At 62.8% G+C, this 15,221-nt stretch carries 14 protein-coding genes; 4 read left to right on the top strand and 10 right to left on the bottom strand.

The genetic code is table 11. The annotated features are described in order from the left end of the window. Nucleotides 1-6 precede the first annotated feature (6 nt). From JHL16_RS30155 to JHL16_RS30165, 3 genes are all read right to left on the bottom strand, one after another. Nucleotides 7-1,269 carry an ABC transporter permease gene (locus tag JHL16_RS30155; protein ID WP_246771212.1) on the bottom strand — a complete coding sequence of 421 codons (1,263 nt, stop codon included), beginning with the start codon at nucleotides 1,267-1,269 and terminating at the stop codon, nucleotides 7-9. Then, on the bottom strand, nucleotides 1,270-2,361 hold the full coding sequence (locus JHL16_RS30160; protein ID WP_200188574.1) for an ABC transporter ATP-binding protein: 1,092 nt from the start codon (nucleotides 2,359-2,361) through the stop codon (nucleotides 1,270-1,272). It lies immediately after the preceding gene. 64 nt (nucleotides 2,362-2,425) lie between these two features. Continuing rightward, nucleotides 2,426-3,490, bottom strand: a complete 1,065-nt coding sequence (locus JHL16_RS30165; protein WP_200188575.1) for an ABC transporter substrate-binding protein — start codon at nucleotides 3,488-3,490, stop codon at nucleotides 2,426-2,428. A gap of 204 nt (nucleotides 3,491-3,694) precedes the next feature. On the opposite strand from JHL16_RS30165, the gene JHL16_RS30170 reads away from it, so the two are divergent. The 3 genes from JHL16_RS30170 (at nucleotide 3,695) to JHL16_RS30180 (ending at nucleotide 6,063) form a co-directional block, all read left to right on the top strand. Next, a complete protein-coding gene (locus tag JHL16_RS30170; protein WP_200188576.1) occupies nucleotides 3,695-4,474 on the top strand; it encodes an IclR family transcriptional regulator in 780 nt (259 codons plus the stop codon). Between the two features lie 89 nt (nucleotides 4,475-4,563). Beyond that, nucleotides 4,564-5,520: an agmatinase gene (speB, locus tag JHL16_RS30175; protein WP_200188577.1), complete on the top strand. Its 957-nt coding sequence runs from the start codon at nucleotides 4,564-4,566 to the stop codon at nucleotides 5,518-5,520. Nucleotides 5,521-5,553: 33 nt separating this feature from the next. Beyond that, nucleotides 5,554-6,063 carry a DinB family protein gene (locus JHL16_RS30180; protein ID WP_200188578.1) on the top strand — a complete coding sequence of 170 codons (510 nt, stop codon included), beginning with the start codon at nucleotides 5,554-5,556 and terminating at the stop codon, nucleotides 6,061-6,063. Here the strand turns inward: JHL16_RS30180 and JHL16_RS30185 are convergent, their stop codons facing one another. Further along, nucleotides 6,064-7,443, bottom strand: a complete 1,380-nt coding sequence (locus tag JHL16_RS30185; RefSeq protein WP_200188579.1) for an FAD-binding oxidoreductase — start codon at nucleotides 7,441-7,443, stop codon at nucleotides 6,064-6,066. It lies immediately after the preceding gene. 91 nt (nucleotides 7,444-7,534) lie between these two features. Between JHL16_RS30185 and JHL16_RS30190 the strand changes: the two genes are divergently transcribed. Continuing rightward, nucleotides 7,535-9,166: a 5-guanidino-2-oxopentanoate decarboxylase gene (locus tag JHL16_RS30190; RefSeq protein ID WP_200188580.1), complete on the top strand. Its 1,632-nt coding sequence runs from the start codon at nucleotides 7,535-7,537 to the stop codon at nucleotides 9,164-9,166. Here the strand turns inward: JHL16_RS30190 and JHL16_RS30195 are convergent. From JHL16_RS30195 to JHL16_RS30220, 6 genes are read right to left on the bottom strand one after another with little or no spacing between them, the layout of a single operon-like run. Next, on the bottom strand, nucleotides 9,154-10,221 hold the full coding sequence (locus tag JHL16_RS30195; RefSeq protein WP_200188581.1) for an ABC transporter ATP-binding protein: 1,068 nt from the start codon (nucleotides 10,219-10,221) through the stop codon (nucleotides 9,154-9,156). The genes JHL16_RS30190 and JHL16_RS30195 overlap by 13 nt on opposite strands. Before the next feature lie 12 nt (nucleotides 10,222-10,233). Further along, nucleotides 10,234-12,405: a N,N-dimethylformamidase beta subunit family domain-containing protein gene (locus JHL16_RS30200; RefSeq protein WP_200188582.1), complete on the bottom strand. Its 2,172-nt coding sequence runs from the start codon at nucleotides 12,403-12,405 to the stop codon at nucleotides 10,234-10,236. Then, a complete protein-coding gene (locus tag JHL16_RS30205; RefSeq protein ID WP_200188583.1) occupies nucleotides 12,406-12,708 on the bottom strand; it encodes a N,N-dimethylformamidase alpha subunit family protein in 303 nt (100 codons plus the stop codon). It lies immediately after the preceding gene. Between the two features lie 5 nt (nucleotides 12,709-12,713). Continuing rightward, nucleotides 12,714-13,481 (bottom strand): SDR family NAD(P)-dependent oxidoreductase, encoded by a 768-nt coding sequence (locus JHL16_RS30210; protein ID WP_200188584.1) that lies wholly within the window; start codon nucleotides 13,479-13,481, stop codon nucleotides 12,714-12,716. Nucleotides 13,482-13,492: 11 nt separating this feature from the next. Then, nucleotides 13,493-14,323 (bottom strand): carbohydrate ABC transporter permease, encoded by an 831-nt coding sequence (locus JHL16_RS30215; protein WP_200188585.1) that lies wholly within the window; start codon nucleotides 14,321-14,323, stop codon nucleotides 13,493-13,495. Further along, nucleotides 14,320-15,189: a carbohydrate ABC transporter permease gene (locus JHL16_RS30220; RefSeq protein ID WP_200188586.1), complete on the bottom strand. Its 870-nt coding sequence runs from the start codon at nucleotides 15,187-15,189 to the stop codon at nucleotides 14,320-14,322. Before JHL16_RS30220 ends, JHL16_RS30215 begins: the two co-directional genes overlap by 4 nt. Between the last annotated feature and the right edge of the window lie 32 nt (nucleotides 15,190-15,221).

Raw genomic sequence — 15,221 nt, forward strand, 5'->3', positions numbered from 1 at the left:
GAGGGCTCACCGCTGGTCGCGCACGAGGCGCGTATAGAGGAAATAGACGATGCCGATCATCACCAGCAGCAAGGTGCTGAGCGCCGCGGCGAGGCCCCAGTTCAACGACTGCTGCATATGATAGGCGATGATGTTGCTGATGAGCTGGCCGTTCTGGCCGCCGACCAGCGCCGGGGTGATGAAATAGCCGGTGCACAGGATAAAGACGAGGCTCGATCCGGCAAAGATGCCGGGCACGGTGAGTGGGAAATAGACACGCCTGAAGGCGGTGAACGGGCTCGCCCCCAAAGATGTCGCGGCGCGCACCAGATTGGGATTGACCGTCTTCATCACGCTGTAGAGCGGCAGCACGAAGAAGGGCAGGAGAATATGAGTGCCGACGATGATCGTGCCGGTCATATTGTAGATGAGCGCCAGCCTGCCCGCTTCGCCGATCACGCCCAGACTCGCCAGCGCGTCATTGACCACGCCCTGCTTCTGCAGAAGCGCGATCCAGCTGGTGATGCGCACCAGGATCGATGTCCAGAACGGCAGGAGCACGACGATCATCAGAAGATTGGCACGGCGCGCCGGCAGATGCGCGAGCAGATAGGCAATCGGATAGGCCAGCAGGAAACAGACGAACGCGGTCAGCGCGCTCACCCAGACGGTGCGGATGAACAGATTGATGTGAAGGCGCTGTCCTTCCGGCTTGGCGATGATGTCGCCCGCCGTATTGCGGGTAAGATCGAGCGCATTCAGATAGTAGTTGAACGTATAACGATCGCCGGCATTGCGGATGGCGCCGAAGATCTCAGGCTCACCCCAACGCTTGTCGATGGTGATGAAAGCCTGGCGTGGATCAGCGTCCGTCACGGCATCGAGCTTGCGGCCTGTCGCCTGCAGAAGACTGCGGGCGCCGGGCGTGTCCTGATTGAGGCGGGCGCCGATGACGCCCAGCGAGCCGTTGGCCTTGGCCTTCTCGATATCCCTCTTCAGTCCCAGATAGGCCGCATCGGAAGGCAGGCCATCGGCCGGCGACCAGGATTGGAGCGCGATCAAGGTCTCCGGCAGGCCCTCGGCGACAACGGGATTGTCGATGCTCTTGAACAGAAGAAGACCGACCGGAATGAGAAAGGCGAAAGCGATCAGGACGATCAGCGGCAGCACCAGCATCGCCGCGCTAAAGGTCTGGCGGCGCTCGACCCGCCGCGCCGCTCTTTCGATATCGGCCGGCATGGCGACCGGGCTCGCCCCGGCCATCTGCGCGGCGGAGAGGGGCGCCGACATTCAGGCCTCCATCAGATCGAGCGCCAGGCAGTCCCGCGATGCCCAGCCGATCGACACGGACGCCCCGGCGACGAGTGTCGCCGCGGCGCCATTGGTGTTGGGAAGCTTGACGACGAAAGGCGTCGGCCCCAGCCCACGCAAATGCGCGCGTATATGGTCGCCATGATAGAGGACGCTCTCGACTTCGCCGGCGATGACCGTGTCGACCTCCCCCGCCTGGGGCGAGATCTTCACGCGCTCGGGGCGGATCGACAAGGTCGTCGGCTCGGCGGTGGCATGGACGCCGACCTTGCGGGCCCTGACCGTGACGCCCGGCGCGATCTCGACCAGGCAGTCGTCGTCGATGATCTTGCGCACGACTCCCTGCAGCCGGTTGTTCTCGCCGATGAAGCCCGCGACGAAAGAATTGCCGGGGCGCTCATACAGCTCCTTGGGCGGACAGATCTGCTGGATGATGCCGTCATTGAAGACGGCGACCCGGTCCGACATGGTCAGGGCCTCGGACTGATCATGGGTTACATAAACGACAGTCACGCCAAGCCGGGCATGGATCTGCTTGATCTCATATTGCATCTGCTCGCGCAGATTCTTGTCGAGCGCCCCAAGCGGCTCGTCCATCAGCACGAGGCGCGGTTCGAAAATCAGCGCCCGTGCGAGCGCCACGCGCTGCTGCTGGCCGCCCGACAATTGGCTGGGTCTACGATCGGCAAAAGGCGTCAACCGCACCATGGCGAGCGATTTCTCGACCCGGTCACGGAGCTCGGCTGCGGGAAGCTTGCGCACCTCCAGCGGGAAAGCGAGATTCTCCGCCACGCTCATATTGGGAAAGAGCGCATAGTTCTGGAACACCATGCCGATGCCGCGTTTCTGCGGCGGCAGACGCGTCATATGCTGCCCGGCAATGACGATCTCGCCGGTTGTCGGCGTCTCGAAGCCGGCCAGCATCATCAGGACCGTGGTTTTTCCCGAGCCCGACGGCCCCAGCAAAGTGAGGAACTCGCCCTCGCTCACCTCGAGGTCGAGATTCTTCACGACGAGCTGCTTGCCGTCATAGGTCTTCTGGATGCCGCGGAGGGAAACGAGCGAGGTCATGTGCAGTTGAAAATCCGATCAAAGAAAAACCGTGGCGGCAGAGGCCGCCACGGCAGTGCCCCGGTTATTGCGCGAGCCAGGCGTTGAAGCGTTCCTTGAGGTCGTCGAGATTGTCCGACCAGAATTGCGCATCGATGCGCTGCGCGTTGGTCAGGTTCTCCGGATTGGTCATCATATATTGCTTCATGTCGACATTGGCGGTCGGATGTTTACCGACCAGCGCGATGGCGGAAGGCCGTGCCGGCGCATAACCGGCGCGCGTGGCGAGCTCGGCGAGGCGTTCGGGCGCGCTGGCGAAGCGGATGAACTCCTGGGCTTCCTTCTTGTGCGGCGAGCCCAACGGGATCATCCAGGTGTCGAGGTCGTAGAGCATGCCGTCATAGAGAATGCCGAAGGGCTTCTTGTCGTCGAGGATCGGCCCGACGAGACGGGCGGCGAAGGAGACCGCCATGGTGACCTCGCCGTCATTGAGGAGCTGCGGCGGCTGGGCGCCGGCTTCCCACCACACGACATCGCCCTTGATCGTGTCGAGCTTCTTGAAGGCGCGGTCGACGCCCTCCGGAGTCGCCAGCACCGTGTAGACATCCTTGGCGGGAACGCCGTCGGCCATCAAAGCGAATTCGAGAGTCGATTCAGGGCGCTTGGGCAGCGCCCGCTTGCCCGGAAATTTCTGCAGGTCGAAGAAGTCGGCGACCGAGGTCGGCTTGCCTTGCACCTTGCGCTCGTCATAACCGATGACATAACCCCAGACGACGCTGGCGACGCCGCAGTCGGTGATGCTGCCGGGCAGGAAGTCGTTCTCCATGCCTTGTGTGACCGAGGCATCGATCTTTTCGAGGAAGCCCTCCTCACAGCCCTTCTTGGCGAAGGCGGAATCGCCGATCACCACATCCCAGGTCACGTTCTTGGCGTCGACCTGAGCGCGGATCTGACCGAGATTGCCGTTCCAGTCCTCCGATTTGACGGTGATGCCGGTCGCCTTGCCGAAAGGCTCGTAGAATGAGGTGGTCTGCACCTGGGTATAGAGGCCGCCCCAAGACACGACCGTCACCGTGCCTTCGGCCTGCGCCGCCGCCGCACATGCGGCAAACCCGATCGAACCCAGCAATATGCGGAAAATCGTCTTCATGTCCTTCCTCCTGCCGTTGGACTTACAAATTTCGTTTTTCGGAATTATCTTCCGTTTTTTGATATTTTGGTCTAGACAAGGCAGGTCTGTCAACGGCCTTTTCTTGCGGAGGCTGTTTCAGGCGCTCCCGATGGGGGGAAGGGCCACTCTTTTGACGCGCGGTTTTTTATGGCACATGCTCGAAGCTCAAGGATTCTCAAGACGATGACAGGCCAGGCCTCCACGCCTCTGCAAAGAGCGGCACGTATTCTCGAAATTATCGCCGCGGCGCCGGACGGCCTGTCGTTGAGCGAAGTCGCCGAACGTGTCGGGCTGCCGATGCCGTCGGCGCTCAGGCTGCTGCGCAATCTCGTCGATGTCGGTTTCGTGGCGACGGAAGGACGGCGCGCCCGCTATCGCCTGGGCACCCGGATGCAGCGCATGTTCCAGATGAGCCTGGGCACCGAAAGGCTGCGCGGCATCTGCGCCCCTGAACTGCAGGCGCTTGCCGACCGCTTCGATCTGACCGCCTATCTCGCCCGCTTCGGCGATGAACGTGTCGATCTGTGCTGCACCTTCATGCCGCGTGATGCGGCACGCACCTCGGTTCATCCCGGCCAGAATTTCCCGATCAACGCTTCGGCGGTCGGGCGCGTCCTCTTCGCGCATCAGCCGGACGACGTCATCAGCCGCGCCATCGCGCAGCCGATGCGGAAATATCGCCCCGGCACGCAGACCAAGCCGGCAGATGTGCGGCGCGCCATCGAAGAAGCGCGGGTCAAGGGTTACGCGCTCTCCGACGACGAGCTCGATGAAGCGACGCTCGCCGTCGCGGTGCCGGTGCGCTCCGGTGATGCCGGCGTCGTCTTCAGCCTCGGTCTTCTGGGCTTGCGCGACGCGTTCCTCGACACGCTGTCAATCCGCGAAAGCGTGGCGATGCTGGGCGACATCGCCGACCGTCTCGGACCGCAATTGGCCAATCTCGGCAGCGAACCGATCACCTGAACTTTCCGTCGTGCATTGACAGAAGGTTCGGATTTCGACATTTTATATTCCGGAATTTACTTTCAATAATCGGAATATTGGAAAACCCAGTGAAGAACGACCCCCGCTTCCAGCCCTTCGACTCCGCCAAAACCCCACGTTTCGCCGATATCGCCACCTTCCTGCGCACGCCGCGTCTGCCGATCAGCTCGGAGATCGATATCGCCATTGCCGGCGTTCCCTTCGACATGGGCGTGAATTTCCGCTCCGGCGCCCGCCACGGCCCGGCCGCGGTGCGCGAGGCCTCGCGCATCATCCGCCAGATCCATCCGACCAGTGGCATCGCGCCCTTCCGCCTGTGCAATGTCGCCGATGTCGGCGATGCCACCGTCAATGCGCTTGATCCCACCGCCAGCATCGGCCTCATCGAGGCGTTCTTCCACGACATCCACAAGGCCGGCGCGCTGCCGATCGCCATCGGCGGCGATCACACCGTGCCGCTGCCGATCCTGCGCGTCATCGCCAAGGACAATCCGGTCGGCGTCGTGCATTTCGATTCACATGCCGACACGCTCGACGAGCTGATGGGCACCAAGATCAATCACGCCACCACCTTCCGGCGCGCCGTCGAGGAAGGGCTGGTTGATCCCAAGCGGGTGATCCAGATCGGCCTGCGCGGCAGCCGCTTCAGCGAGAACGACATCCAATGGGGCGCCGATGCTGGCTTCCGCCTGATCACCATGGACGAATATGAGAAGATCGGCCGTGATGAAGTGCTGCGCGAGATCGACCGCGTCACCGGCACCGGGCGCACCTATATCACCTTCGACATCGACGGGCTCGATGCCGTCTATGCGATGGGCACCGGTGTGCCGGAGGTCGGTGGTTATTCGGTGCGCGACGCGCAGGTGATGATCCGCAGCCTGCAGGGCAAACATCTCGTCGGCGCCGACATCTGTGAAGTGGCGCCGGTCTTCGATCCGACCGGACAGACCGCGCTCAATGCCGCCAATCTGCTTTTCGAGATGTTGTGCGTGATCGCCGACAGCCGCGCGAAACGCAGCTGAACGCCATCCACCAAACGAAAGGGAGTGCCGACCATGACCAGCCTGGACTTGCTTCGCCCCCTGTTCCGCTATCAGGCCTGGGCCAATGACGACCTGCTCGGCAAGCTGGACGGCCTCGACGCCGTCCGGCAGGCGCCGGAGCTTCACAGCGCCATCCGGCTAATCAATCACGCTTATGTGGTGGGCCGCATCTTCGCGGCCCATCTCACCGGCGCGCAGCATGGCTATGCGTCGAGCAACACTGAGGAGACGCCGACGCTGTCCGAGCTGCGCACCAATCTCGCGGCGTCGGACAAGTGGTTTCTCGATTATCTGGACCGCGTGGTGCCGGAAGAGCTCTCACAACGTGTCGCCTTCCGCTTCACCGACGGCGATCAGGGCGCCATGTCGCGGCAGGAAATGCTGATGCATGTCGCCACCCATGGCGGCTATCACCGCGGCGAAGTCGGGCGCATCCTGGCGCAGCTTTCGATCATGCCGCCCTGGGATACTTTCGCCGTCTATCTGCACCAGGCTGATCCGTCGCGCCGGCATAACGTATAATCAGAAGATCTTTCCCGGATTGAGGATCAGGGCCGGATCGAACTGGGTCTTGATCGCTTGCATGATATCCACGCTCGCGCCCATCTCGCGGCGCAGATGAGCCTTCTTGCCCTGCCCGATGCCATGCTCGCCGGTGCAGGTGCCGTCCATGGCGAGCGCGCGCTCGACCAGCCGATCATGCGCCGCCTCGGCGAGCTTGACCTCGTTTTCATCATCAGGGTTGATCAAGAGGCTCACATGAAAATTGCCATCGCCAATGTGACCGACGATCGAGGCGATGAGATCCACCGAGGCGAGATCGGCGCGCGTCGCGCGGATGCAGTCGGCGATGCGCGACACCGGCACGCAGACATCGGTCACGAAAATGCGGGCGCCGGGTCGCAGCAGCGGCTCGGCATGCGCCACCTCATGGCGCGCCTTCCACAGGCGGCTGCGATCTTCCGGTGTCGCCGCCCAGACCGGCTTCGGCAAGTTGAAGTCCTCGGCCAAGCTTAGGGCAAAAGCGATATCCGCATCTATCGCAGCGGCAGATCCAGAGAACTCAACCAGCAAAGTCGGCTGCTCGGCGAGCCCAAGCTTCGCATGGAGGTTGACCGCACATACCGCCACCTCGTCCATGAGTTCGAGCTTGGCGATGCCCAGTCCCGCCTGCATCAGGGCGATCGAATAATCGAGAAGGCTTTGCACGTCATCGGCCTGGATCCGTGCGGTGCGCAGCGCCTCCGGAACAGGCTGCAGGCGCAGGCACAATTTGGTGATGATGCCGAGCGTGCCTTCCGAGCCGATAAGCAGGCGCGTCAGATCATAACCGGCGGAGGATTTGCGCGCCCGCCCACCGGTGCGGATGATTTCGCCGGTGCCGAGGACCGCTTCGAGCGCCAGGACATTCTCGCGCATCGTGCCGTAGCGCACCGCATTGGGGCCCGAGGCGCGCGTCGCGGCCATGCCGCCAAGACTCGCATCGGCGCCCGGATCGACTGGGAAGAAAAGGCCCGTATCGCGCAAATGAGTATTGAGCGTCATGCGCCGGACACCGGCCTCGACCCAGCAGTCCATATCGGCCGCATTGATCTCGATGATGCGGTCGAGCTGCGCCAGATCGACCGAGACACCACCAGCCAATGCATTGATCTGGCCTTCCATGCCGGAGCCGGTGCCGAAGGCGATGATCGGCACAGTGTGACGCCGGCAAATCTCGACGATCCGAGCGACCTCTGCCGCCTCGCGCGGGTAACACACCGCATCCGGCAAGCCCGGCGGATGCCAGCCCTCGTCGCGCGCATGTAGCTCACGCATGCTCTGCCCGGTCGAGCAGCGCTCGCCCAGAAAGCTTTTGAGCTCGGCCAGGCAGGCTTTCAGGTTCGCTTCGCTCGCTCGCATTTAGTCCTCATTTTCCAGCACGGCTTGACAAGACTAGCGCAAGCATGAAATTCTATAAATCGGAAATTACTTTCGAATAATGGAATGTTACATGAGCCGCACTGTTGGCGAAAGCCTGCCCTTTCTTCTCAAGGATCTGGGCGTCGATACCGTCTTCGGCCTGCCGGGTGTGCATACGCTGGAATTCTTCCGCGCCATGGACCAATCGGGCATCCGGCATGTCGGCGTGCGCCATGAGCAAGGTGCCGGCTTCATGGCCGACGGCTATGCGCGGTCCTCCGGTCGTCCCGGCGTGTGCCTTGTCATCAGCGGGCCGGGTGTCACCAATGTCGCCACCCCGCTCGGCCAAGCCTATAGCGATTCGATCCCCGTTCTGGCGCTGTCGAGCGTGAATGCGATGGGCGATTTCGGCATGGGCCGCGGCATGCTGCATGAGATGACCGACCAGCGCGCCGCGACCGCGCCGATCACCGCGCTCAGCGCCACGGCCTTTTCACCCGATCAGGTGCCGGTCCTGCTCGAACGGGCTTTCGCGCTCTTCATGTCGACGCGGCCGCGTCCCAATCACATCGCCTTTCCGCTCGACCTCCTGCCGCAGCCCGCTACTGCCCGCGCGGTGAAGCCGCCGCGGCTGTCGCCGCCAGGCCCTGCCCCCGAACAGATTGCCGAGCTGGCGCAACTGATCAAGACGGCGCAGCAGCCGGTTCTCATCGCCGGGGGTGGCGCCGTTCATGCTTCCCTTGAGATTATCGAGCTCGCCGAACGTCTCGCGATGCCCGTCGTCACCTCGATCGCCGCCAAGGGCGTCATCGCCGACGACCATCCACTGTCGCTCAGCACGACCTTGCAGCGGCCGGAGACGCGCCAGCTCATCGCCGCGGCCGATCTCGTCGTCGTGCTGGGCAGCGAATTGTCGGAGCCCGATCTCTATGTGACGGCCGATTCCGAAAAGACGGGCGGTAGCGACGCCCTGGTCCATGGCAAGCTGACGGTGAAAGGCAAGTTTGTTCGTATCGACATCGATCCCTCGATCCTCAGCGGCGATCAGCCGCTCGATCTCGGCATTCTCGCCGACAGCGCCCTCAGTTTGCGCGCCCTTCTCGCTCTGCTGCCCGCCGGAAAGGCGCCGGCACGCCGTGACATTGCGGCGCTGCGCCGGCGCATGCGCGAGGCCGTCACGCCACTCGAAGCCAAACATATCAAGGTGCTCGACGCGGTGCGGGCGGCGCTCCCCGCTGACGGCTTCGTCGTCGGCGACATGACGCAGATCGCCTATACGGGCTGCGTCCACTATCAGACGCAACAACCCCGCACGTGGTTCTTCCCGATGGGCTACGGCACGATGGGGTATGCGCTGCCGGCGGCGATCGGCGCCAAGCTTGCGACGCCGGAGCGTCCCGGCGTCGTGCTTGCGGGTGACGGCGGATTGCTGTTCACCGTGCAGGAACTCGCGACCGCCGTCGAGCTCGAGCTGCCGCTCGCCATCGTGCTGTGGAACAATGACGGGCTCGGCGAGATCAAGGATTTCATGCAAGCGCGCGGCCTGCCGCTCATCAGCGTGAAGCCGCGTAACCCGGATTTCCTCGCGCTCGCGAAATCCTTCGGCTGCGATGCCGAGCGGCCCGCAAGCCCCGCCGATCTGCAAGCCGCCATCGCCAGCGCCTTCACCAAGAAGAAGCCGACCCTCATCGAAGTGCGCGAGGACGCCGCCTATCTCGCCTGATCGACGCGCGCCTCACTGCCGGCGTCGAACAGATGGATGCGATCGGGCTCAGGTGAAAGCCCGATCATCTGGCCGGGACGCGGCAGATCGCGACCCATATAAGCAGCGCAAACCGGCGTCGTGCCGATATGGGCATAGATGTAGGTGACCGCGCCGGTGGGCTCGGCCACCTCGACCTTGGCTGGAATGCCCTGGCCTTCTGCCACGACGGCGAGATGCTCGGGGCGGATCCCGAAGACGACCGGACGACCCATTTCTGTCGCGAGGCTCGGTGGAAGCGGCAATCTCACGCCCTCGGCATCGACATGATCACTCTTCGCAGTCCCCTTGATGAAGTTCATCGTCGGCGAGCCGATGAAGCCGGCGACGAAGAGATTCACCGGCCGGTCGTAGAGCTCGAGCGGCCGGCCGATCTGCTCGATACGCCCGTCATGCATGACCACGACACGGTCGGCCATGGTCATCGCTTCGAGCTGGTCGTGCGTGACATAGACCGAGGTAGTCCCGAGCCGTTGATGCAGCGCGCGGATCTCGCTGCGCATCACGACACGCAGTTTGGCGTCGAGATTGGAGAGCGGCTCGTCGAACAGGAACACTTTCGGCTTGCGCACGATGGCGCGGCCCATGGCGACGCGCTGGCGCTGGCCGCCCGAAAGCTGGCGCGGAAATCGCTCGAGCAGGCTGTCGAGCGCCAATATGCCGGCGGCGGCGTCGACTTCCTGCTTGATCCGCGGCTTGTCCACACCGCGCATGCGCAGGCTGAAGGACATGTTGTCCTTGACCTTCATCTGCGGATAAAGCGCATAGGACTGGAACACCATGGCGATGTCGCGGTCCTTGGGCTCGACCTCATTCACCACCGCGCCATCGATGGAGATGGTGCCCTCGCTCACTTCCTCGAGCCCGGCGATCATGCGCAGCAAGGTCGACTTGCCGCAGCCCGACGGCCCGACCAGCACGATGAACTCGCCATCGGCAATGGCGATGTCGACGCCCTTGAGCACACGCACCGGCCCGTAATTCTTGGCGATGGCTGAGATGTCGACACTGGCCATGGGAGTTTCCCTTCAAGGCATCGCGAATGGCGCGGGCGCGATGAAACGCTCGAGCACATTGCGGGTGATGCGCGAAATATTATTGTCGTAGCCGTCATGCGCCAGGCTTCCGGCCCAACCGATCGAGCCGGTCGAAAAGACGGCGCCGCCGTTCAGCGTCTCGAAGAAGACCATGTCGGCACGCACCAGAGGCGATTCGATGCCGTCCATGCCGGGATGATTGGCGCCGACCTCGCCCTGCGCCACGACATAGACATTGCTGTGGCCTTCGGAGCTCGCCAGACGCAGCGCATGCGCCGGCGTGCCGACCTTCGGATTCACTATATCGAGCTCGAGCGCCGCAGCGCCGCCGAAGACGCCGAAATCACCGACGATCTCCTCCGCGACGCCCGCGAAGATGAACTGCGCACGGGGATCATGGCTCGCCGGCAGGCGGCGATAGAAGGAGCCGCTGTCGAAGCCTTCGGAGATGAAACCGACACCGACAAGGCGCTGCGGCGCATAGCCCGAATGGCGCCACATGCCGCTCGGCTCGCCGGTGGTGGCGAGCCCCGTCTCACCGGGTTCCGACGTCCACATACGGGTGCCCGCCTCGCCGCGGCGCATCTCCATGGCGCCCGGCAATTCCTCGTGAAAGGCGACGCGCCAATAGAAACCATTGCCGCCCAGATACATCAGCCGTCCGCCCGCATCGAGATAGGACGCGACGCCTTTCAGCATGGCGGTCGAGAAATATTCGGGATGGGTGCCGGTGATGACGCAGGAATAATTTTCGAGGAGCGCCAGGCCTTCCTTGTGCAAGGTCTCATCGTCGATGACGTCATAGGCCTGGCCGATCGCCTCCAGCCAGTCGGTGATATGGAGGTCCGCATTGAGCGACCACAGCGCGCGCTTGGGCCTGATATTGAGGATCGGGCGCAAGCGCGAACTCCAGCAGGAGCCGCTGCCGTCGCGGTGATGATCATAGGTCGACAGGCCGAAATCGCGCCGCTGCATCAGGAAGAGATCGGCCGGGCTCAGAACCGCCAGACCGTGGCAGCGTTCGGCGACCGGGTCTTCATAATGGTCATGGCTGTTGGCATAAGCAAGATAAGTGGCGCTCGACGCCAGGAATGCGACGGGCGCCCGCGCCACGCCTTTAGGCGGCAGCACGAAGAAGGGCACATAGTCCTCACCCGCTCCAGCGCGCAGGCGGGCCGCATAGATGCCGCTCTTCAGAGTCTGTGGAATGGTCCAGGTGAAATCTGTATCCCAGGCACAATCATAAAGATCGTCCTCATGAAAATGGATCGCCGCATATTCTTGCGGCCTCTGGCGCCAATTCATCACTTCGGCCGTCCAGTTATGGCCGGTCATCGCGCGGGTCGGCAGATTGATGCAAACGCCGTCGAGCCTGTGTGGGCCGGTATCGCGAATGGCGATGCCGGAAATGTCCTGGGCGAAATCCCACCGCGCGACGACACGACCCTCATCGTCGCGCAGCTCCGGCGCTTCGATCTTGCCGTTAAAGTGACCGGCGCCGCGCCAGCCTCGTCTTGCGTCGCGGACGACATGCGCCGCGATGGTGAAAGGGGTGTCCTCTGTCACAGCGACGAAGGGCGCTGTGGCGTCGCACGCAACGGCTGGACGATCACCCCAGCGTTCCTCGAGCGGCACACAGAGAAGCCGGGCTTCGGATGTCTTCGACTCTACACGCGCGGTCACCCGGTACCAGCGCCGCGCGGTGACCGGAGTCGGAAAAGCCAACCGCCAGACTTTTCCGTCGGCACCGAGCCGCAAACAAGGCTTGCCATCACTGTTGATGGTCAAGGCGTAGCCCATTCCCGTCTCGCTATCACCCGACCATCTTCCCATCACCGTCTGCTCGCCGACGCCCGGCAAGGTCGGCCAGATGAGGCAGCTGAGCTCGAAGCCTGCAAGTGCATTGAAAGCGGCGGCCGGCGGGATACTGACATAGGAGCCGCAATCGATCTCCTGCTTGCGGCCCTGATAATCGCCATTCACCACGGCGTCGACGACAAGCTCTTCCTGGAAGCCGGGTCCGTCCGGCCGGTCGTCGCCGCAGCGCAGCCGCACGATGTCGGCACGATAAAAGCCGTCGCCCGTCTCGCGGCTGACCTTGAATTCGATGGTCTCGCCGGGACGTACCGCCAGGCGGTCGGTATAGCCGAGGATTTCGATCATCTAGTCGATCTCCAAAGCCTGGCCGGTATGGCGGCGCCAGCGCAATTTGAAGATGTCCCATTCGGCGTCTTCGAGCGAGCCATAGACGGGGCCCAAGAGATCGACCGGCTCGCGACTTGTCGCCCTGAAACGGGCCAGCGCCCATTCCTGATGCGGTTTGGTGCAGACGACGCAGAAATTATGGGCTACCGGGTCGGAGCGGAAAAAATTGAGGATGCGCTGCAACTCGTCGCTGTGACGGCCAAAGGGCTTCGCCCTGAATTCGCGGGCGAGATCGATGCGGCTCGGATCCACCTTGAACATCGAGCCTACCAGACCGTATAGCCGCCATCGATGAGATAGACGGCGCCGGTGATGTAGCTCGCGGCATCGGAAGCGAGGAAGGCGGCCAAGGGCGCTACTTCTTCCGGCTTACCGAAGCGGTTCATCGGCGTCATGCTCATCCAGAACTTGATCCATTCGGCCTGGCCCTTGCCGGCATCGGTGAGCGCGGTGTCGATATAGCCGGGCGCGATCGCGTTGACGCGGATATTATGCGGCGCCCATTCGACGGCGAGCGACTTGGTCAGCTGCGATACGCCGGCCTTCGAGGCGTTGTAAGCGGGCTGTACCTGCGGGCGGTCGACGATGACGGCGCTGTTCGACGACATATTGACGATGACGCCCTTGTTCTGCGCCACCATCAGCCGGCCGAACTCGCGGCAGCAGCGGAACACGCCATTGAGATTGACCTCGATCACCTCGAGCCAGTCGGCATCCGAAGTTTCAAGCGTCGCGGCATTCTTGACGATGCCGGCATTGTTGACCGCGATGTCGAGGCGGCCATGGCGTTCCTTGATATAGTCGGCGGCGGCAATCACCGATTTCGTATCGCGTACATCCATCTGGCGGAACTCGGCCTTGCCGCCGGCAGCGATAATATCACGCGCCGTCGCCTCGCCCGTCTTCGGCGACAGCTCGGCGACGACCACCGTGGCACCGAGCGAGGCCAGCGCCTTGGCGATCTCCTTGCCCATGCCCTGGCCCGCGCCCGTCACCACGGCGATGCGACCATCCATTTTCAACAAATCAAGCATGCTGTCTCCCATCAACCTTTGACCGCCCCGAGGGTCAGGCCCTTGACGATGTATTTCTGCGCGAAGAGGAAAAAGATGAATTGCGGCAACAGCGAAATGATCGCGGCGGCCGCCATGACCGGCCAGTTGAAGGAGCCGTAGCCTTTGAAATTGGCGATGGTGGTCGCGACCATCGGCGTTTCACTGTAGGTGAGCGCCAGCGGCAGCAGAAGGTTGGTCCAGACCGCAATGAAGGACAACACCGCCGCCGCGACGATACCCGGCCTGATGGTGGGCACGATGACGAACCACAGGACCTGCCAGAGCGAGGCGCCATCGAGCAGCGCCGCCTCGTCGAGCTCGGGCGGCACTTCCGAGATGAATTGCCGGGTGAGCCAGGCGCAATATGGAATGTTGAAGATCTGGAAGGCGAGGATGATACCGATCTGCGTGTCGAACAACGCCGTCTTCTGGTAGATCACATAAAGCGGCAGCATGAACAGGATTTCCGGCAGCATGCGCACCACCATGATGGCGACCTCGAAGGCTGAGAGCCAGCCGCGGCGATAACGCGCCAGGACGTATCCTAAGGGAATCGAAAGCGCCAGCGTCAGCGCCACCGAGAAGATCGACACCGATGTCGTGATGAGGAAAGACTTGGCGAAGTCATTGGACTGCCAGGCCTCGATGAAATTGTGCCATTGCGGTGTGAAGGACCAGACCGGCGGCAGCGCCAGCGCCTCGCGCTGCGTCTTGAGCGCGGTCAGCGCGATCCAGATGACGGGCGCCAGGAATACGGCGGAAATCAGCGCCAGGGTCGTGAAGGAGGCGATCTGGCCTAAGGTGCGCCGCTTGATCCTCATGCCGGCGCCCTCCGCATGGCGAGCAGATAGATGCCGGCAACGAGACCGACGAAGATCGCGAAGACCGTGGCAGCAGCCGAGGCATAACCCATATTGTAGGCGCCGCCGATGCCCTGCTTGAAAATATAGAGCTGCGACACTTCGGTGGCGCGCAAGGGGCCGCCTTTGGTGATGGCCCAGGCGAGCGCAAAGACGCGAAGTGCGTCGATGGTGCGGAAGACGAGCGCCACCAGGATGAAGGGTTTCAAAGCCGGCAAGGTGATGTGGAAGAACATGCGCCAGCCGCTGGCGCCGTCGATCGAGGCCATGTCGATGCGGTCCTGCGGAATGCTGGTCATGCCGGCGAGCAGGATGAGAATGATATTGCCGGTCTGCCACCAGGTGTCGACGAGCGACAAAGTAATGATGACGAGGTTCGGATTGCCGATCCAGTTCGGACCCGGCAGCCCGACCACGCTCAAGGCATAGTTGAGTATCCCCAGATTGGGATCGAGGATGGTCGAGAAGATGACGGCCGCAACGATATCCGACACCATCAGCGGAAAGACCACAGCCGAGCGGAAGAACCACGATGCCCGCATATTATTGTGCAGCAGGATGGCGATGCCGAGGCCGAGAATGAGCTGCAGTGTCACGGCAATCGCCGTGAAAGTGATGGTGACCTTGATCGAATTCCAGAAGGCCTTGTTGGCGAAGACCTGGGCGTAGTTGTCGAGGCCGATGAAGCTCCAGCTCTCGGCTTGGCCCAGCGCCCAGTTCCATTGATGAAGGCCCGCCCACAGGCCGAAGCCCACGGGATAGGCGGCGATCAGAAAGAGGACGGCGGCCGCGGGCAGCAGGAAAAGAATGGGGATGCGGCGCTTCATGCCTGCCTGGAAAAAGAAAGGCTTCTAAAAAA

The organism is Taklimakanibacter albus (assembly GCF_016595235.1).
GTDB lineage: Bacteria > Pseudomonadota > Alphaproteobacteria > Rhizobiales > Aestuariivirgaceae > Taklimakanibacter > Taklimakanibacter albus.